Origin of the sequence: Curtobacterium sp. P97, assembly GCF_023712445.1 — a bacterium.
GTDB lineage: Bacteria > Actinomycetota > Actinomycetes > Actinomycetales > Microbacteriaceae > Curtobacterium.
The window spans coordinates 64,263-83,010 of sequence record NZ_JAMAYF010000015.1 but is presented as its reverse complement, the minus strand read 5'-3'; the positions used below and the strand labels follow the sequence as shown (position 1 = coordinate 83,010).

Below are 18,748 nucleotides of genomic sequence, written 5' to 3'. Positions count from 1 at the left end.
GTCGGGGTAGTCAAACACAGTCGCGAGGACTCGCGGGCCGGGTGGCGCGGGGCGGGCCCGCCCCGCGCCTCCCGATCGAAACCGGGTCGCCTTCACCCCCGCGAAGGCGACAGATCGTCGCCAACGGTTCGCAGCAGACTGTCGCTTCCGCGGAACGCTCGGGGCGGCTCGGCTCGGCGCGGCCGGCGCGGCCGCTACGCGAGCGGGGCGACCGCGGCCGGGGCGCCGAGCAGTCGCAGGGCCACGGCGTCACCGGCCACGCGGCGGTCGCCGACCTCGTGCTGCACCGTCACGACCGTGTCGTCATCGAGCCGGACCGTCGTGCGCCGGATCGACCCGAGGAAACTCGACGTGACGACGGTGCCGGTGACGCCCTCGGCGGCGAAGGCGACGTCCTCGGGGCGGACGTAGGCGAGCACCGGACCGTCCGCGGTGTCCGCTGCGAGCGCCGGGACGCGGAAGCCGTAGACGAACACGTCGCCGCTGCGCAGGTCGCCACGCAGGCGGTTCGACTGCCCGACGAAGTCCGCGGTGAACGCCGAGACGGGGTGTCGGTAGAGCTCCTCGGGCGTCCCGACCTGCTCGATGCCGCCGGCGTTCATCACCGCGATGCGGTCGGAGACGGCGAGTGCCTCCTCCTGGTCGTGGGTGACGAAGACGGTCGTGATGCCGAGGTCGCTCTGGATGCGGCGGATCTCGTCACGCAGGGACACCCGCACCTTCGCGTCGAGCGCGGACAGCGGCTCGTCGAGCAGGAGCACGCGCGGGCGGGTGACGAGGGCACGGGCGAGGGCGACCCGCTGCTGCTGCCCGCCGGAGAGCTGGTGCGGGAACCGGTCGGCGAGGTCGGCGAGGTGCACCATGTCGAGCGCCTCGATCACCCGCTCACGACGTGCTGGGGCGGCGACCTTCCGCATCTCGAGGCCGAACGACACGTTCTGCCGCACCGTCATGTGCGGGAAGAGCGAGTACTGCTGGAACACCATGCCGATGTCGCGTCGTTCGACCGGCACCGCGACGACGTCCGCTCCGTCGATGCGGATCGCGCCGGCGTCGATCGCCTCGAGACCGGCGAGCGCACGCAGCGCGGTGGTCTTGCCGCAGCCGGACGGCCCGAGCAGCGAGACGAACTCGCCGGGCTCGATGCGGAGCGACAGGCCGGCGAGCGCACGGTGGGAGCCGTAGTGCTTCTCGACCGCCTCGAGCTCGACGGTCGCCCCCTCGGTGGACAGCGACGCCGGGGCGGCGGGAGCGGTGACGGTCATGTGGACTCCTTCGGGGTGCGCCGGTGGCCCGCGCCGACCCGGCCGATGACGACGAGCAGCACGAAACCGAACAGCAGTGCGGCGAGCGAGAAGATCGCGGCCACGTACGGGTCGGTCTGCTGCACGAGCACGAGCGCGGTCTGGAACGTGGTGCGGGACAGGAACGAGGCGAGGGTGTACTCGCCGAGGACGACCGTGACGGTCAGGAAGCACGCGGCGGTGATGCCGCGGCGGAGGTTCGGCAGCAGGATCCGCCACGTCACGGTCCACCACGAGGCGCCGAGCGAGCGCGCGGCCTCGGACAGCACCGTGACGTCGACCGAGGTCAGCGCCGCGGCGATCGGGCGGAACGCGAACGGCAGCGACACGATGCCGATCGCGAAGGCCAGGGTCCACGCGCCGGAGCCGAACACCTGCGCGACGACCTGGTACACGGGGATGAAGCCGACGACGAGCACGACGACGGGCACGGTGATCGGCACCAGGCAGACGAACTCGAGCACGCGGCGCAGGCGGGGGTAGCGGAGCGCGGTGACGATCTGGGCGGGCAGGAGCACGAGCAGCACGATCGCGACGGTGATCACGGCGATGAGCAGGGACGCCGCGAGGCCGTCGAACACCGGCTGGTACGTGGACGCGTTCGCCGGGTCGACGATCGCGGCGTAGTGATCGAGCGTGAGCGCCCCGTCGGTGCCCTGGCGGAACGTGAACTGCACCAGGGCGACCAGCGGCACGGCGACGACGAGTCCGACCAGGGCGAGCACGGCGACGGCGGCGCCCCGGGACGGAGCGACGCCGAAGCGGCCGACGCGGGTGGGGCCTCCAGGCCGGGATGAGGCGGCCACGGGGCGGACCGACGAGACGGCGGTCACCGCTGCCACCGCGCAGCGCGACGCTGGAGCAGCGAGTAGGCGCCCATCACGACCGCCATGACCACGACCATGCCGAGGGCGAGCACACCCGCGACGTTCTGCAGACCGATGATCGTCTCGCTGGTGAGCTGCGCGCGGATCGTCAGCGGCACGATGCCGCCCTGCGAGATGAGTGCCGCCGCGGTGGCGAACGACGAGAACGCGTTCGCGAAGAGCAGGAGCAGCGACCCCCAGAACGCCGGCGCGAGCACGGGCAGGGCGATGCGCCGCCATGAGGTCGCGCGCGAGGCGCCGAGGGTGGCGGCGGCCTCGCCCCACTGGGGCTTGACGCCCTCGAGGGCGGGCATGAACGTGAGGACCATGAGCGGCACCTGGAAGTAGACGTACGGGATCACGAGACCGGGGACGGTGTACAGGAGGGTCCCGTTCGCGTTGAGGTCGAGACCGAAGGCCGACACCAGCCAGGTGGTGACCAGTCCCTGCGCGCCGATCGTGGCGATGAACGCGAACGCGAGCATCACGCCGCCGAACTGTGCGAGGACGCTGGCGGCGGAGTCGATCATCGAGCGGACGAGCCCGTCGGGCCGGAGCGCGGCGAGCGCCCAGCAGACCAGGGCACCGACGACGGCGCCGATCACGGCCGAGACCGCGGACAGGCCGAACGAGCCGGCGAATGCGCGGAGGACGGACGGGTCACGGAGCGCTGCGAGGTTCGCGAGCGTGAACCGCCCGTCGCCGGTGGAGAACCCGCTGCCGACCGCGATCACGGCGGGGACGGCCAGGAAGAGCAGGACGTACGCGGCGAACGGGGTGAGGCCGAGCCAGGCGAGGCCGGGGCGGCGGCGGGCCCGGGTCCCGGTGCGACGGGCGGCGGTGGCCGCATCCGCATCGGCGCCGGACGACGCGACGGGGGCCGCTGCCGCGCTGGTGGCGGCGGGGACCGGGACTGCCGTGCCCGCGCCCGTACCCGTGCCCGCGCCAGCGCCCACGCCCACGCCCACGCCCGTGCCCGTGCTCACGCCCGTGCTCGCGCCCGGGATGAACGCGCTGCCGCCCGGCGCCGATGCGGTCGTCATGCTGCTCAGGACCCCATCGTGGCGGACCACTTCGCGGCGAGGACCTTCGCCGCGTCGGTGACCTGCGCGTCGGTCAGCTCGACGTAGTCCTTCGGCATCCCGCCTGCGGCCCGCAGGGCGTCCTCGTCGACCTTGCCCGACTGCTCCATCGCCGCGAGGGTCGACGGGAAGGCGCCGGCCTGCAGGTACAGGTTCTGGGCGTCGGGGCTCGCGATGTACTCCTGCCACAGGCGTGCCGCCGCGGGGTGCGGTGCGTCCTTGTTGATCGCCTGCGAGTAGTACGAGCCGAGCGCCTGCCCCTCGGGGACGACCGTCTTCCAGTCCTGGTTGCCGCTCGACCCGGCCGCCGGGCCCCAGGCGAGGTTGTTGTACGACCACTGGATCACGACGGGCGTCTCTCCCGAGGCGACCGTCGCCTGCGTGGGCAGCACGTTCTGGAAGTTGCCGGCCTGCTGCAGCTTGCCGAAGTAGTCGACGCCCTTCGTGATGTCGTCCGCCGACCCGCCGTTCTCGAGCGCGGCGAGGTACACCGCGGACGCCGCCTGGTTCGCCTGCGTCGGGTCGCCCGCGATCGAGATCTTGCCCTTGTACTCGCTGCCGAGCAGGTCGTCCAGGTCCTTCGGGGCGTCCGTGATCTTCGACGAGTCGTACCCGATCGACATGAGGCCCGTGTAGTCGCGGGTCCACTTGCCGTCCGCGTCCTTGAGCGTGTCCGGGATGTCCGACCAGTTCGCCACCTTGTAGTCGGTGAGCAGGTCGAGGTTCTGCTGCATCACGGCGTTGCCGAGGTCGAGCACGTCGGGGGCCGTCGACTGACCCTGCTGCGACTTGACGGCGGCGACCTCGTCGGCGCTGGAGCCGTTCGGGTTGGCCGAGTTGATCTTGATGTCGTACTTCTGCTCGAAGCCGTCGATGATCTTGCCGTAGTTCGCCCAGGTCGGCGGGAGGGCGATGACGTTGAGCTGCCCCTCGGCCTTCGCGGCCTTCACGAGGGCGTCCATGCCGCCGGCCGACTCGGCGCTCGTGGCGGTCTTCCAGTCGGTGTCGCTCGACGTCGACGCGCTGCTCGTCGCCGAGCAACCGGCCAGGGTGACGACTGCTGCTGCGGCCAGGGCGATGCCGGCCAGGGTGCGGGTGTGCTGCACGGGGTGTGCCTTCCGGGTGCTGTGGGGATTCGGGTGTCCGGGGGTCCGGCTTCGGCACGATCGTGGACGCGCCCGGTTTCGGGGTCGTGCTGCGGCGGTGAACGGTGGCGGAACAGCGGGTACGGCTGTACGGTTTCGCTGCCGGGGACGGTCCCCGGCGAGGGTCGGTCGCGGCGGGCTCGACGTCCGGTCGCGCGTCCTGCGCTCGACCGGTACGACGCACGGTCGCGTCGGTCGCGTCGGCCGCGTCGGCCGCGCGGGTGCGGTCACGACCGCGGACAGCCGGGAGGCGCGGGTGCAGTTCACGACGACGGTCCTGCAGGCGAGGAAGACGGCCACCGGCCTACCCGTCCCCGAGGAGGTCATCGACGCCCTCGGCTCCGGGAAGCGCCCCGCCGTGGTGGTCACGATCGACGGCGGCTACACCTACCGGTCCACGGTCGGGGTGATGGGCGGGCAGTTCCTCGTGCCGCTGTCGGAGGCGCACCGCACCGCAGCGGGGATCGGCGCCGGGGACACCGTCGAGGTCACGCTCGAGCTCGACACCCTGCCGCGTACCGTCGAGTTGCCCTCCGACCTGGCGGCGGCGTTCGACGCGGCCGGGGTCCGTGCGGCGTACGACACCCTGTCGGCGTCACGGCAGCGGGCACTCGTGGACCCGGTGCTCGCGGCGAAGGCCCCGGAGACGCGGCAGCGCCGGTTCGACAAGGCCGTGGAGGCGCTGCGCGGCTAGGCGGGTGAGCGCGCTCGCCCTGGCCCTGGCCGTGGCTTCGCCGGGCGCGGTCGGGCGTACCTGGTAGATCCGGGCGTACCTGGTCGTTCGGTTCCACCAGGGACACCCGTTCCGACCAGGTATCGCAGTCGTTCTGGGAAGGAACGAGCGCCGTCGTCAGCCGCCGAGCTCGACCAGGACCCGCGGGATCTCGGTCAACAGTTCGCTGGCGAGGTAGCCCAGTGGCCCGACCTGCACGGCGAGGCGGTCACCCGCGGCGGCGTGCACGTACGACGCCCAGGCGACGGCCTGTGCCGGCTCGGCACCGCGGGCGAGCAATCCGACCACCACACCCGACAACACGTCGCCGCTGCCGCTCGTCCCGAGCCCTCCGGAGCCGGTGCCCTTCACCCAGGCACGGCCGTCCGGCGCCGCGATGACGTCGGACAGCGCGACCACGGCGCCGTACCGCTCGGCGATCTCCCGGGCGTCGGCGACGTCGTCGTCCCCGCAGTCCCGACCCAGCAGCCGCTCGGCCTCGCCGCTGTTCGGCGTGAGGACGAGACGACCGCGCAACGGCCTGAGCCGGTCCTCGACGTCCGCCGCGACGCCGAGCGCGAAGGCATCCAGCACGACGAAGGTGTCCGGACCGACCACGTCCGCGATGCCCGCGACGAGGTCCCGAGCACCGTCCGGCTCGTCCAGCCCGGGACCGACCAGCACCGCGTCGGCAGCACCGGCCGTGTCGAGCACGGCGTCGATCGCGCCGACGGCGACGTGTCCGCCGTCGTCCTCGGCGAGCGGGACCACGCCCGACTCGGGCACGGCGACCGCGACCTGGTTCGCCACGCTCGACCCGACCGCCAGGGACAGTCGGCCTGCTCCGACCCGCAGTGCGGCGAGCGCCGACAGCATGGCGGCACCCGGGGTGTGGGCGGCGCCGCCGACGACGAGGACCTGTCCCCGGCCGTACTTGCCGGCGCCGGCGTCGGGCAGCGCCCACTCGCGGAGGACGTTCGGCGTGATGTGCCGCGGTGCTGCAGGCTCCTGGTCAGTCGACACGGGCGTCGTCCTTCCGGCCGCTGTGCTCGGTGACCTCGTCGTCGTCGAGGTGCCCCACCGCGGAGAACTCCTCGAGCGTCCAGGGGGCACCGGGCCCGTCGCGGTGCAGTCGTGTCAGGGAGGCGTTCGCGACCGTGTGGTCCTCGGCGAACGCCATGAGGGCGTGTTCGTCGAGGTCGAGGCAGACCGCGACGGCGAGCATCACCACGGCGTCGTGCGCGGCGACGAGCAGTCGTTCGGTGCCCTCGAGCCGGTCGACGTCCGTCAGCACGGTGCGGAGGCGGAGCATCACGTCCGCCCAGGACTCCCCGCCGGCGGGACGGTGGTAGTACTTGCCGAGCCACTGTCGTCGGCGTTCCTCGTCCGGGTACCGGTTCCGCACGCCGTCACGGGTGAGCAGGTCGAGGACGCCGAGCTCCCGGTCGCGCAGCCGCTCGTCGACGCGCTTCGGCGGTTCGGTCAGCCCGCCGGCATCGAGCGCGATGCCGATCGTCTGCTGCGCCCGGCGGTACGGCGAGACCCAGAGGGCGACCGGGACGTCGTCGACGCCGCGGTCGGCGAGCTCCTGCCCGAGCGCTCGGGACTGTTCCTCCCCCAACGGACTGAGCGGGACGTCGGCGTCGCGGTGGTCGACCTCGATGACGTCCGCGCCCTCGGCTTCGGCTCTGGCGGCGGCGACGTTCGCGGTCGACTCCCCGTGCCGGACGAGCCAGATCTCGGTGACAGCCATGGGCGCGACGCTAACCGCGGGCCCCTGGGTCGGCTCCCGGCCACGTCGTCGTCGGGCTGCGGCGCGCTCGGGCCGCTGCGCGCGTGCCTGCAGATCAAGCCGCTCCGGGCCGTGCGCTCCTCGATGCGCGTGCCTGCCGGGTCAGGCCGCCCCGGGCCGTGCGCTCCTCGACGGTCGGACCGGGCACGGCAGTCCCGCGGCTCGGAAGCGTCGGACCAGCCCGTCGGGGTCGAACAGGTCGCGCCACTCGAGCCGGACGATCGTCCGCACGCCGGGCACGGTCAGCAACTGCTCGTGCCGCCGTTTCTCGTCGAGGAACACCTCGGTGGGGCTCCGACCCGCGAGGTACCGCTCCTGCGTGTACTTCGCTCGACCGTCGATCTCGACGACCACACCCTGGTCCGGGAACCAGAAGTCCACCGTGAACCGTCTCCCGCCGACCACGAACTCCTGCTGCAGGACCGGCCCTGGCAGCCCGAGCTCGAGGAACACCACCCGCGCGAAGGACTCGGCGACCGATCCGGCGCGCCCGTCTGCGAGGCCGAGCACGTGCTCCGCTCGACGGTGCCCGCGTGCTCGGGGGTCGACCGCCGCCAGGAGCTCCGCCGCTCCGGTCCCGGCTCGCACCGCAGCGTCCGCCACGACCACCGCGGTGCGCAGGTCGTCCTGCATCGCGATGTCGACGACGGTGCGGGGCACGGTCGTCACCCGGATCCCGTCGGCCGCCAGTAGCTCGTCGCCACGAACGGGACGCGTGTGCAGGACGAGGTCCCGCGTCCGCCCGCGGTACATCGTCTCGGGCACGGTCGCGTGCACGGGGACCTGCCAGCCGCCCAGGGCCGGGAGCCCGAGGACCGCAGCCGCCGACACGTGCGAGGCGACCGCCGCGGTACCGATCCGCCCGAGCCGTGCATGGACACGGGTCACGTAGCACTGCCGAGGCCCCGCAGCGTCCCAGCGGGCGCCCTCGACGTAGGCGTTCGGGCCGACGCGGATCAACCGGTCAGCGCCGCTCGATCGTGCGCGGCGGCGCAGGGTCGTCGGGTCACACGCGATCTCGCGTGCCGGTCCCGCACGGAGGATGGGGAGTGGACGTTCCATGCCGCGATCGTGCCCGGTCTCCACGCGCCGACGGGTGCCGATCGTGGCAACTGTGGACGAGCCTCCAGTCCGGTCGCCCTGTGCAGGACGCTCGTTCCTTCCCAGAACAGGTGCGGTACCAAGCGTTTCCGGGCGTACCTGGTCGGAACGGAAGACCAGGTACGCCCGGATCGACCAGGTATGCCCGATTCCGCGGGGCGGGGCGGGGCGGAGCGGGGCGTAGCGCCCCGGGCCAGCGCGGCACAGCACAGCCCGGCGCGCGCGACGCGGCGCCGGGGGAACGCACCCGTGCTCCCCCGGCGCCGCTGTCTCTCCGCCGGCCCCGCTGCCTCGGGCCCGACGCCGCCGGCCCCGCTGCCACGGGGTCGGCGTGGCCTCAGGCCCGCCGCACCCGCAGCGTGACGATCTCGAACGGGCGCAGGGTGAGCACGACGGGTTCCCCGGCCGCCCACGTCCCCGAGCCGAGCGGCCGCTCGAGCAGGTCCACGGCCTCCACCGAAGCGACGTCGAACCCGAACGACACCCCGACGTCCGACGCCCGACCGCCCGAGGCCTCGTAGAGCCGCACGACGACGTCGCCGGAGCGGTCCTCGGCGAGCTTCACGGCCTCGACGAGCACCTGGGGCGAGGACACGACGACCAGCGGCGACACGTCGGCCGACCCCGACCCCGGCACGGACCGCACCGGCAGGTTGAGCCGGTACCCGGAGTCCGCCGCGTCGAGCACGGACTCCCCGACGCGCAGCACCGTCCGGAAGACGTGGTGCCCCTGGTCGGCGTGCGGGTCCGGGAACGTCGGCGCGCGCAGCAGGGACTCCCGCACCAGCGTCGTCGTCCCGCCGTCGGCCCGGGTCGAGCGGGTGATGTCGTGCCCGTACGTGGAGTCGTTCGCCACCGCGACCCCGAAGCCGGGCTCTGCGACGTGCACCCACCGGTGCGCGGCGGTCTCGAAGCGCGCCATGTCCCACGAGGTGTTCTGGTGCGTCGGCCGGTCGATGTGCCCGAACTGGATCTCGCTCGACGCGACGGACGCCCGGACGTCGAGCGGGAACGCGAGCTTGAGGAGCTTCTGCTGCTCGTGCCACTCGACCTCGGTCTCGACGTGCAGCTCCGGCTGCCCGGCGACGGCCGAGTACCGGGTGGTCACCGACGACGAGCCGAAGGGACGCGTCACGACGAGCGCATCGCCGACCACCTCGACGGAGGCCGCCGCCAGCACGGTCCCGCTGCGCTGGTAGGCGCGGTCGATGTCCCACGCCTCCCACTGGTTCGGGGTGTCGCGGAACACCGTGTACTGCGCGGCGGCAGCGCCGGGCGCGATCGCGTCGCGTCCGGTCGCGTGGTCGACGAACGACACGACGTGGCCCTCCGCGTCGACGGTCGCGGTGACGACACCGGTGTCGAGGACGAAGCGGTCACCGCTCCGGACGGGAGGCACGGCCTCCGTCGCCGACACGACGGAACCCCCCAGGGCGGTCACCCCGCCCGCTGCGACCGGCGAGGCGTTGAAGCGCACGACCGTCCCGTCCTCGGCGCTGCCCCCGGTCCCGGCGACACCCGGAGCACGTGGAGCGTCGAGCGGCGCCCCACTGTCCCCGGCGAAGGCGGTCGCGGACGCCCCGACCCCGGCGAGCGCGGGCGCACCACCGCTCGCGAGCGCGGTCGTCGAGGCACCGATGAGGTCCTCGAGCACCTCCGCCACCCGGGCGTACTCGGCCTCGGCGTTCTCGTACACCCAGGCGATCGACGACCCCGGCAGGATGTCGTGGAACTGCTGCAGGAGCACGATGTGCCAGACGGACTCGAGCTCGTCGTACGGGTACTCCACACCGAGTCGCACGGCCGCGGTGGCCGCCCAGAGCTCGGCCTCGCGGAGCAGGTGCTCTGAGCGCCGGTTGCCCTGCTTCGTGCGGATCTGCGACGTGTAGGTGCCGCGGTGGAACTCGAGGTACATCTCCCCCGACCACACGGCGGGCTCCGGCAGGACGCGCTCGAGCTCCTCGAAGACCTGGGCGGGGGTGCCGAGGTCGACCCGGGGCGAGCCGTCGAGGTCGTGCTGACGCCGTGCTGCCGCGACCATCTCGCGGGTGGGTCCGCCGCCGCCGTCGCCGAACCCGTAGAGCAGCATCGACGTGTTCGCGACGCCGCGCTCCTTGTTCCCGCGCTCGCCGCGGTGCAGGTCGGCCGCCGAGACGTCCGAGTTGTAGGTGTCCGCCGGGGGCAGGTGCGTCAGGACGCGCGAGCCGTCGATGCCCTCCCAGTGGAAGGACGTGTGCGGGATGACGTTCGTCTCGTTCCACGAGGGCTTCTGCGTGACGAACCACTTCGACCCGGCGGCGCGGACGATCTGCGGCAGGGCTCCGGTGTAGCCGAACGAGTCGGGCAGCCAGGCCTCGGGGGTGTCGATGCCGAACTCCTCGAGGAAGAGCCGCTTGCCCGCGACGAACTGGCGGGCCAGGGCCTCACCGCCGGGCAGGTTCGTGTCCGACTCGACCCACATGCCCCCGACCGGGATCCACCGCCCCTCGGCGACGCGCTGCTTGATGCGCGCCCAGATCGACGGGTAGCCGTCACGGATCCAGGCGTACTGCTGCGCCGACGAGCAGGCGAAGGTGAAGCCGGGGTCCTGGTCCATCAGGTCGAGCACGTTCGAGAACGTGCGCGCGCACTTGCGGATCGTCTCGCGGACGGGCCAGAGCCAGGCGGAGTCGATGTGGGCGTGCCCGACGGCGACGGCGCGCCCGGCGGACCCGGCCGCCCCCACGGCGAGCAGCGGCGCGAGCACCTCGCGGGTCGCGGCAGCGCTGCCGGCGACGTCGTCGGGGTCGAGGGCGTCCGCCGCACGTTCGAGCCCGCGCAGGATGTCCGCGCCCCGGGTGCCGTCGGTCGGCAGCTCGGCCATGAGTCCGCGGAGCACCCAGACGTCCTGCTGCAGCTCCCACACGGTGTCGTCCCGCTCGACGAGCTCCAGCGCGCGCAGGCGGTAGATCGGCTCGGTGCCGGCGGTGGTCTTCGAGCCGAGCGGGGTCGCCCCCTGGAAGTCGTCGCCGCCGATGTCCGGGTTCGCGGCGGCCTCGACGTAGACCTCGAACGTGCCGCCGGGGCCGACCTCGACGGGCACGGTGTCGTTCCGCGGTTCGATGCCCTTGATCGTGGAGCCGTCGGTGCGCCAGGCGAGCCCCTCGGCCTGGAACCCGGGCTGCCGCTTCGAGAAGCCGAGGTCTACCCGGAGCTCGACGGTGGTGCCGGGGTCGACGCCGAAGTCCTCCGGCACGGTGCCGCGGACGCGGAACCAGGTGGTCCCCCACGGCCGCGCTCCCCAGGCGTCACCGACGCGGAACGGCGTGTACTCGGCTGCGACGGCCTCGGCGAACGGCACCGGTTCGTCCGGCACCTGCCAGGCGTCGACGGTGACCGGCGCCGAGCGACGGTGCACGGCGGGGTCGATGCGGTCCCGGACGAGACGGGCGATCCGAGCTTCGACGAGGGGTTCGTCGTGGTGCATGGAGGTGGTTCCTTTCCAGCAGGGACGGTCGGGCGTGGTGCCCGGCGAGCGTGGGGCGCGGTCAGCCCTTGATGCCGCCGGCGAGGGCGTTGCCCCCACCGAGGCCGCGGGACACGAGCACGTAGAGGGCGATGACCGGCACGGAGTACACGATCGAGAACGCGGCGAGCTGCCCGTAGGCGACGGCCCCGTTCTGCCCGAAGAAGTTGAAGATGCTCACCGCGGCGGGCACCTTGTCGGGCGAGAGCAGCAGGACGAAGGGGACGAAGAAGTTCCCCCACGCCTGGATGAACACGAAGATGAACACGACGGCGATCCCCGGACGCATGAGCGGCACGACGATGCGCGTCAGCGTGGTGAACATCGAGGCGCCGTCCGTCCACGCCGCTTCCTCCAGCGAGATCGGCACCGAGTCCATGAAGTTCTTCGCCATCCAGATCGCCATCGGCAGGCTCGTGGCGGCGAGGAAGAAGATGCAGCCGTAGATGTTGTCGATGAGGTTGAGCGACACGAACAGCGCGTAGACGGGCACCATCATCGCGGTGATGGGCAGGCCGGTGCCGAACAGGATGCTGTACAGGAACGGCTTGTTGACCCGCATCTTGTACCGGGACAGCGGGTACGCGGCGAGGAGCGCCGCGACGACCGTCACCACCGCGGTGCCGCCGGAGAGCAGCAGGCTGTTCGCGAGCGGGATGAACGACAGCTCCGGGGTGAGCACCTGGGTGAAGTTGTCGAGCGTGAACTGCGACGGGATCTTCACGGACAGCGAGGCCTGGGCGTCGACGGAGGCGAGCACGAGCCAGAGCAGCGGCACCGCGAAGCACACGGCGATGACGAGCAGGACGATGTTCGACACCCAGCGGAGGGTGCGCCCCCGCGGAGAGGTCATGTGCAGGGCGCCCGGCGCGGTGACGGACCGGGTGGTGTCGGACACGGGACGGTCAGCGGTGAGGGCCATGGTCAGTCCACCTCCGGCTTCAGTGCCTTGATGTAGATGATCGAGAAGACCGCCCCCACCACGAGCAGGATGGTCGCGATCGCGGTCCCGAAGCCGAGCTGCGAGAACTGGAACGCCTCCTGGTACGCCAGGATCGGCAGGGTCGACGAGTTGGTGCCGGGTCCGCCGCCCGTCATCACGAAGATGAGGGTGAAGACCGACAGCGTCTGCAGTGTCGTGAGCATGAGGTTCGTCGAGATGGACCGACGGATCACCGGCAGCGTGATGTAGACGAGGCGCTGCCAGCCGGTGGCGCCGTCGACCTCGGCGGACTCGGTGATCTCCTCGGGGACCTCCTGCACGGCCGCCGAGTAGACGAGCATCGAGAACGCGGTACCGCGCCAGACGTTCGCCAGGACGACCGCGATCATCGGGTACGTGTAGAGCCAGTTCGGCCCGCTGATCCCGATGGAGGCGAGGAACGAGTTGAGCGTGCCCTCGTCGTGGAAGAAGGCGTACGCGGCGAACGAGGCGACGATCTCCGGCAGGACCCATGCCGCGACGACGAACGTGCCGACGACCGCGCGGACGACCTTGTTCGCGCTGCGCATGAGGAGCGCGAGACCGAGACCGAGCACGTTCTGCCCGACGACGGCGGACGCGAGCAGGAACACGATCGTCAGGACGACGGACTTCGGGAAGTCCGGGTCCTGGAACAGCTCGACGTAGTTCTGGAACCCGACGAACTGCTGGTTCGCGGCGTCGACGCCGGTCAGGGCCGCGTTGGTGAACGACCCGTAGAACGACGAGATGACCGGCCCGAGCAGGAAGATGACGAGGAGGACCACGGCGGGCAGGAGCGGGACGACCCGCGTCGCGTTCCGGAGGGGCCGCCGCTTGCGCGGCACGGGTGGTTCGGTGCGCTTCGGCGCGCCGGGCGCCGACAGCGTCGGCGCGAGAGGGGTGCTGGACACGTGGATGCCTTCCGGGTGCGGAGGGGTTCCGAAGGTGGGGTGGGTCGGACGGGAGGCGCGGTGCACGGGGTGATCCGCGCCTCCCGTCCGTCAGACGGTCACGTCACTGACCGGCAGCGACGGTGCCGTCCTTGCCGACGACGCCCTCGACGGCCTTGTCGTAGACGGCTGCGGCCTCGGACGGCGACTGCTGGCCGGTCATGACGGACTCCATCGCGACCTGGATGGCGTTCGACACCTGCGCGTACTCGCTCGTCGCCGGGCGGAAGTTGGTGTGCTCCACCAAGCCGGAGAAGAACTCGAACGTGGGGTTGGCGCCGGTGTACTCCGGGTCCTCGGCGACGTCCTTGCGGACGGCGATCTGGCTGTTCTCGGCGTCGTACTTGATGGAGCCGTCCTTGTCGAGGAACATCGTGATGAAGTCGAACGCGGCCTGCGGGTCCTTCGACTTCGCACCGACCGAGAGCGTCCACCCGCCGGACATCGAGTTGTACCCGGGCTCCTGGCCGTTCTGGGTCGGGAAGGGCGCCTGCCCCATCACGTCGTTCCACTCCTTCCACGGAGCGGTGCCCGTCTCGAGCCACGTGCCCGACTGCCACGAGCCGTCGAGGTCGATGGCGAGCTTGCCCTCGGGCAGCCACGTCTGCGTGATCGTGGTGCCGATGTTCGTGTCGAGCGCCTGCTGCGGGGTGGGGCCGAGGTCACCCTGGTAGACGTCCTCGATGAACTGCAGCGAGTCCTCGAACTGCTTCGACCCGACGACCCACTTGCCGTCCTGGTAGAGCGTGTTGCCGTCACCGTCCGCGCCGTAGAGCAGCATCTCGAAGCCCTGCATGGTCGAGGCCTCGCCCTGTGCCTTGCCGGAGTAGATGTTGAACGGGATGACGTCCGGGTCCTGCTCCTTGATGGTCTTCGCCGCGGCGAGCACGTCGTCCCAGGTCTTCGGCTCCCACGGGACCGGCAGGCCGACCTTCTCGAAGATGTCCTTGTTGTACCAGAGCGCGCGGGTGTCGGTGCCCATCGGGACGCCGTAGATCTTGCCGTCCTCGCCCTCGCCGGCCTGCTTGGCGTTGTCGTAGAACTGGTCCCACTCGTCCCACTTCTCCGTGTACTGGTCGATCGGCAGCAGGTACCCGGCGTCGGCGTCCGCCTTGATGCGGAAGGTGTCCTCGTAGATGACGTCGGGGGCGGTCGCGGGGGCGCGGTTCATGAGGGCGAGCTTCGTGGCGTAGTCGTCCTCCTGCGCCTGGATCGGGACGAGCTCGACCTTCTTGCCGGGGTTGGCCTTCTCGTACTCCTGCTTGACGACCTTCATCTGGGCGTCGAGCTGCTGGAAGGCACCGAACTTCTGGTAGGCGATCTTGATCGTGTCGCTCGAGGCAGAGCCCGAGCTGGAACAACCCGCCAGCCCGACCGCGGCGGCTGCCACGGCTGCGAGTCCGGCGATGATTCGGGTGCGGCGTTTCATCGGTGCTCCTTTGCACGGGATGTCCGCGGGCTCCGTCACCCGCGCGCAGGATTAGTACAACGGATGGACTTATTCGTGTCAAGCACTTTCCGTCACGGGTCGGCAACGGTCCCGGGGGCGCAGGGTGGTCCCGTGCGCGCCGGGGCCCGCGGCGTCCGCGCGGGCTCGAAGCTGTCGCGCGTGCCCGGTCGGAACGGGCGTACCTGGTCGGAACGGGCGTACCTGGTCTGCCGGAACGACCAGGTACGCCCGGAAGCGCCAGGCATCGCGGGCGTCAGGGGGAGGAACGGGCGCCCGGCGTCGCGCGCAGGCGGTGCCGCCGGGTCAGGCGATGGGGGTGGCGCCCCCGGTCACCGTGATGCCGCCGGACTCGGGCACGTCGACGAGCAGCACGCTCGGACGCCCGACGTGTCGACCCTGCCGGATCACCACGCGTGCCCCGGGCGACACCGCGCCGACCGCGCGCAGGTACGCACCGGTCGAGGCCGCCGCCGAGCCCGTCGCCGGGTCCTCGGTGATCCGGCCGGCGGGGAAGAGGTTCCGCGCCTCGAACTCGAGCGGACCCGTCCGGTGCAGGACGGTGACGGTGCCCTCCCACCCGTACTCCCGCTTGAGTGCGGCGAGCGCGGCGGGGTCGAAGCGGAACTGGTGGAAGAGCTCCACGTCGGCGAGCACGACCACGGGGTGCCGGTTGCCGGCGGAGGCCTCGAGCACGGGGAACCCCTCGGCGACGTCACCGTCGACGAGCCCGAGCACGGCGGCGAGCCGCTCCCACCGGACGGGATCGATCGGACGGGTCGACGGCTCGACGCTCGTCATCGCGACCTGGACACTGCCGTCGGGTGCGGTCGTGGCGTCGACCGCGATGTCCCCCGCGGCCGTCGAGAACACCCGGGCCCCGGTCCCCTCGCGCTCGGCGAGCACGACGGCGGTGGCGACGGTGGCGTGTCCGCAGAAGGGGACCTCGGCGGCCGGCGAGAAGTAGCGCACCCGTGCGCCGTCCGGCGTCCGCGCGACCACGAAGGCGGTCTCCGGGTACGCCACCTCCTGCGCGACCGCGAGCATCTCGTCGTCGGTCATCCCCTCGGCGTCGAGCACGATCCCCGCGGGGTTGCCGCCCCCGGGCTCGGCGGCGAAGGCGGTGTAGCGGAGGACCTCGGAGCGCATCCCCCGACGCTACCGCGGAGCCACCGACGCCGTCGCGGTGCTGGGACGCCATCGCGGAGGCACCGACGCCCCCGCGCGGGACACCGACGCCCCCCTCCGTCCGGTGGGACGACGGGGGCGTCGGTCGGGTCGTGCAGCGTCAGGCCGGCGAGCCGACCGTCCGACGACGGCGTGCCACGAGGACACCCGCACCGGCTGCCAGGAGCAGGAGCGCCGCGGCGATCCCACCGCCCAGCTCGGCACCGGTGAACGCGAGCGACCCCGTCGCGGGGTCGATCGTGATCCCGGTCCACCCGAGCACCGTGCCGTCAGACGCGACCACCGCGATGCGGTGCTGCCCTGCCGGGACGTCGGCGGGGACGGCCACCGTCACCGTGCCGTCCGCGACGACGACCGGCGTCCCGAGGAGTCGTGGCTCGGAGAACAGCCAGACCGCGACGCGCTCCCCGGCGTACCGCGTTCCGACGTCGATCGTCAGCGAGCTGCCCGCACGGACGTTCGACGGCGCGGAGACCGAACCGCGGTTCCCGTCGACGAGCGCCGAGACGTCCGGCGCGACCGGAGCCGCGGGCGCCGCCGGACCCGGAGCCGTCGGGCCAGGAGTCGTCGGGACCGGGGTCGGGCTGCTGCCACCCGTGCCCGGAGCCGGGGTGCTGCCGCCGCCGTCACCCGGCGCGGGCGTCTCCCCGTCACCCGGAGCAGGCGTGTCCCCGTCACCCGGCGCAGGCGCCCCTCCGTCGCCGTCGCCGTCACCCGGCTCCTCCACCGCGTCGCACGGGTACGTCCCGGCGCGCAGCGAAGCGCCGTTCGTGTCGTTGTCGTCCGCGTAGAACGTCGCCCGAGCACCGTCCACGCAGCGTCCCGAGATCGCGAAGCCCTCGTTGGCGAGCGCCCGGTCGGCGTTCGCCGGCGCCTCGTACAGCGACGCGAGCGTGAAGGCGCCGTCCTGCACGTCGAACAGCGCGGTGCGGCCGGAGCACGCCTCGTCGCACACGACCCAGAGCGCGTCGAGCGTCGGGTCGAACTGCACCTCGGCGACGAGTGAGAACGGCGTCGCGATCGTGGCCACGCGCTGGGACGAGCCGTCGTCCATCAGCGCGTAGGCGTACACGCTCGCCGTGCCCTCGACGCCGACGAGGAAGAGCCCCTCGCCGTGCCCCGGGTACGCGGCGGGCGCGTAGGTCACACCGGTGTGCTGGTCGACGAACCCGCGGGACGTCAGCCACGCGTCGGGCACCCAGGTCACGCCCTCGAGCCCGGCGTTCGCGCCCAGGCCCGGGAAGTCCGCGGCGAGGTCCCACTCGTCCGTGGCGCGCAGGACCGACTCGGAGCCGTCCGTGGTCGCGAAGCGCAGCACGGCGGGGCGGCTCACCTTCGACACGTCGTTGTCGCGCTCGGTCGACACGTACACCGCGCCGGGGTCGTCGGCCGTGACGGTGACGCCCTCGGCGTCGGGCGTCCCGGTGCCGTCGGCGTAGCGCAGGTCGACGCCCGCGGTGTTCGTCGGGGCCCAGCCGCCCCGGCCGTCCGGGACGAGGTGGTACAGCAGCCCGTCCCCGTTCTGCACGGCCCAGAGCTGCCCGTCCTGCGAGGAGGCGGAGGACGTCCAGTCGAGGCCGCTCAGGTCACCGGTGAAGGTGTCCTCGGCGTCCAGGACGATCTCGTCCGGGCCGCCGGGCCACGCCTCGGCGGTGACGACGCCGGCGAAGCGGTTCGTCGAGCCCTTCGTCGGCTCGGCCGTCTCGGCGAACGCGCCGGTGCCGTCGGGGTTCCGGCCGTACGTGGTCGCGGCGTGCGCGGTCCACGAGTACTCGTCGACCAGGACGCCGCGGGCATCCGAGAGCCGCACACCGTCGGCCTTCCCGAGCCCGAAGCCGAACCCGGCCCCGGTCCCGGTCCCGGTCCCGGCCCCAGGAGCGGTACCGGCGTCCGCACCGGCCTGCGCCTCGTCGAGCACGGTGAACCCGCCCGGCGCGACGGTGGTGCCGGCGGGGACCGTCCAGGCGTGGTCGTCCTCGCTGTCCCGCAGCACGTACCCGCCGAGGTCGACCGTGGTCGTCCCGACGTTCGTCAGCTCCACCCAGTCACCCGGGATGCCGCCCTGCGACTCGACCTCGTTGATGCGGACGGGCGACGAGCAGTCGTTCGATCCGCCCTTCGTCGACGCGGTCGTGTCCACGAGCGTGCCGGAGCCGTCCGGGCAGCTGCCGTACGTCACGGCGGCGTGCGTCGTCCACGCGTACCGCAGCGTCAGCGTGCCGGAGGCGTCGTACAGCCGCACCGAGTCGGCACCGCCGAGCCCGAAGTCGAAGCCCGACCGGGTGGTGGTCTCCTGGTCGACGACGAGGTACCCGCCGGCGGCGATCGTCGAGCCCTGCGGCAGCGTGTACGCCGTGTGCGACGAGTCGGAGTCGAGGAAGCGCCAGCCGCTCAGGTCGATCGCGGCGGACGAGGTGTTCACCAGCTCGACCCAGTCGGTGTCGTCGGCGTTCGACTCCACCTCGTTGATCGCGAGCCCGGCGGCGGGGCCGGTGGTGACGCGGGCGCCGACGGTCGGGTCGTCGTCACCGACCGCGGCGACGGCGGGGGTCGCGGTCAGCACGCCGGCGGCGAGGGTGATGCCCGTCGCGAGGCCGGCACCGAGCCGCAGGGCGGGGGTGTGCATGCAGGGTCCTTCTCGGGGAGGTCAGGGGGACCTGCACGACTGTTCAGCATCCCGGCGTCCGGCCGG

14 protein-coding genes are annotated in these 18,748 nt (G+C 72.4%); 1 reads left to right on the top strand and 13 read right to left on the bottom strand.

What is annotated here, in order from left to right; all coding sequences use genetic code 11:
* Nucleotides 1-194 precede the first annotated feature (194 nt).
* The 4 genes from M3677_RS15085 to M3677_RS15070 are packed head-to-tail and all read right to left on the bottom strand — an operon-like array spanning nucleotide 195 to nucleotide 4,358.
* Nucleotides 195-1,265, bottom strand: coding sequence for an ABC transporter ATP-binding protein (locus M3677_RS15085; RefSeq protein WP_251160944.1), 1,071 nt, complete (start codon nucleotides 1,263-1,265; stop codon nucleotides 195-197).
* The gene (locus tag M3677_RS15080; RefSeq protein ID WP_251160943.1) at nucleotides 1,262-2,110 is read right to left on the bottom strand and encodes an ABC transporter permease subunit; all 849 of its coding nucleotides are present in this window, start codon (nucleotides 2,108-2,110) and stop codon (nucleotides 1,262-1,264) included. The genes M3677_RS15085 and M3677_RS15080 overlap by 4 nt, the downstream gene beginning before the upstream one ends.
* Before the next feature lie 23 nt (nucleotides 2,111-2,133).
* The gene (locus M3677_RS15075; RefSeq protein ID WP_308201986.1) at nucleotides 2,134-3,213 is read right to left on the bottom strand and encodes an ABC transporter permease subunit; all 1,080 of its coding nucleotides are present in this window, start codon (nucleotides 3,211-3,213) and stop codon (nucleotides 2,134-2,136) included.
* Nucleotides 3,214-3,218: 5 nt separating this feature from the next.
* On the bottom strand, nucleotides 3,219-4,358 hold the full coding sequence (locus M3677_RS15070) for an extracellular solute-binding protein (RefSeq protein ID WP_251160942.1): 1,140 nt from the start codon (nucleotides 4,356-4,358) through the stop codon (nucleotides 3,219-3,221).
* Nucleotides 4,359-4,653: 295 nt separating this feature from the next.
* Here M3677_RS15070 and M3677_RS15065 point away from each other — a divergent pair, with 295 nt between their 5' ends.
* On the top strand, nucleotides 4,654-5,091 hold the full coding sequence (locus tag M3677_RS15065; protein WP_251160941.1) for a YdeI/OmpD-associated family protein: 438 nt from the start codon (nucleotides 4,654-4,656) through the stop codon (nucleotides 5,089-5,091).
* Between the two features lie 156 nt (nucleotides 5,092-5,247).
* Here M3677_RS15065 and M3677_RS15060 read toward each other — a convergent pair whose 3' ends face one another.
* The 9 genes from M3677_RS15060 to M3677_RS15020 all read right to left on the bottom strand — a co-directional run bounded on the left by M3677_RS15060 (nucleotide 5,248) and on the right by M3677_RS15020 (nucleotide 18,682).
* Nucleotides 5,248-6,132, bottom strand: a complete 885-nt coding sequence (locus M3677_RS15060) for an NAD(P)H-hydrate dehydratase (RefSeq protein WP_251160940.1) — start codon at nucleotides 6,130-6,132, stop codon at nucleotides 5,248-5,250.
* Complete coding sequence (locus M3677_RS15055; protein WP_251160939.1) at nucleotides 6,122-6,862, bottom strand: histidine phosphatase family protein; 741 nt, start codon at nucleotides 6,860-6,862, stop codon at nucleotides 6,122-6,124. Before M3677_RS15055 ends, M3677_RS15060 begins: the two co-directional genes overlap by 11 nt.
* Nucleotides 6,863-7,003: 141 nt before the next feature.
* Entirely contained in the window at nucleotides 7,004-7,963 is a 960-nt protein-coding gene (locus M3677_RS15050; RefSeq protein ID WP_251160938.1) for a hypothetical protein, read from the bottom strand.
* A gap of 376 nt (nucleotides 7,964-8,339) precedes the next feature.
* Nucleotides 8,340-11,468: a glycoside hydrolase family 38 C-terminal domain-containing protein gene (locus M3677_RS15045; RefSeq protein ID WP_251160937.1), complete on the bottom strand. Its 3,129-nt coding sequence runs from the start codon at nucleotides 11,466-11,468 to the stop codon at nucleotides 8,340-8,342.
* A gap of 61 nt (nucleotides 11,469-11,529) precedes the next feature.
* A complete protein-coding gene (locus M3677_RS15040) occupies nucleotides 11,530-12,360 on the bottom strand; it encodes a carbohydrate ABC transporter permease (protein ID WP_235426671.1) in 831 nt (276 codons plus the stop codon).
* A 71-nt stretch (nucleotides 12,361-12,431) separates the two neighbouring features.
* Nucleotides 12,432-13,316: a carbohydrate ABC transporter permease gene (locus M3677_RS15035; RefSeq protein WP_251160945.1), complete on the bottom strand. Its 885-nt coding sequence runs from the start codon at nucleotides 13,314-13,316 to the stop codon at nucleotides 12,432-12,434.
* A 169-nt stretch (nucleotides 13,317-13,485) separates the two neighbouring features.
* Nucleotides 13,486-14,850, bottom strand: a complete 1,365-nt coding sequence (locus M3677_RS15030) for an extracellular solute-binding protein (RefSeq protein ID WP_066656825.1) — start codon at nucleotides 14,848-14,850, stop codon at nucleotides 13,486-13,488.
* Between the two features lie 324 nt (nucleotides 14,851-15,174).
* Nucleotides 15,175-16,017, bottom strand: coding sequence for a PhzF family phenazine biosynthesis protein (locus tag M3677_RS15025; protein WP_251160936.1), 843 nt, complete (start codon nucleotides 16,015-16,017; stop codon nucleotides 15,175-15,177).
* 139 nt (nucleotides 16,018-16,156) lie between these two features.
* On the bottom strand, nucleotides 16,157-18,682 hold the full coding sequence (locus M3677_RS15020) for a lamin tail domain-containing protein (RefSeq protein ID WP_251160935.1): 2,526 nt from the start codon (nucleotides 18,680-18,682) through the stop codon (nucleotides 16,157-16,159).
* Nucleotides 18,683-18,748 lie beyond the last annotated feature (66 nt).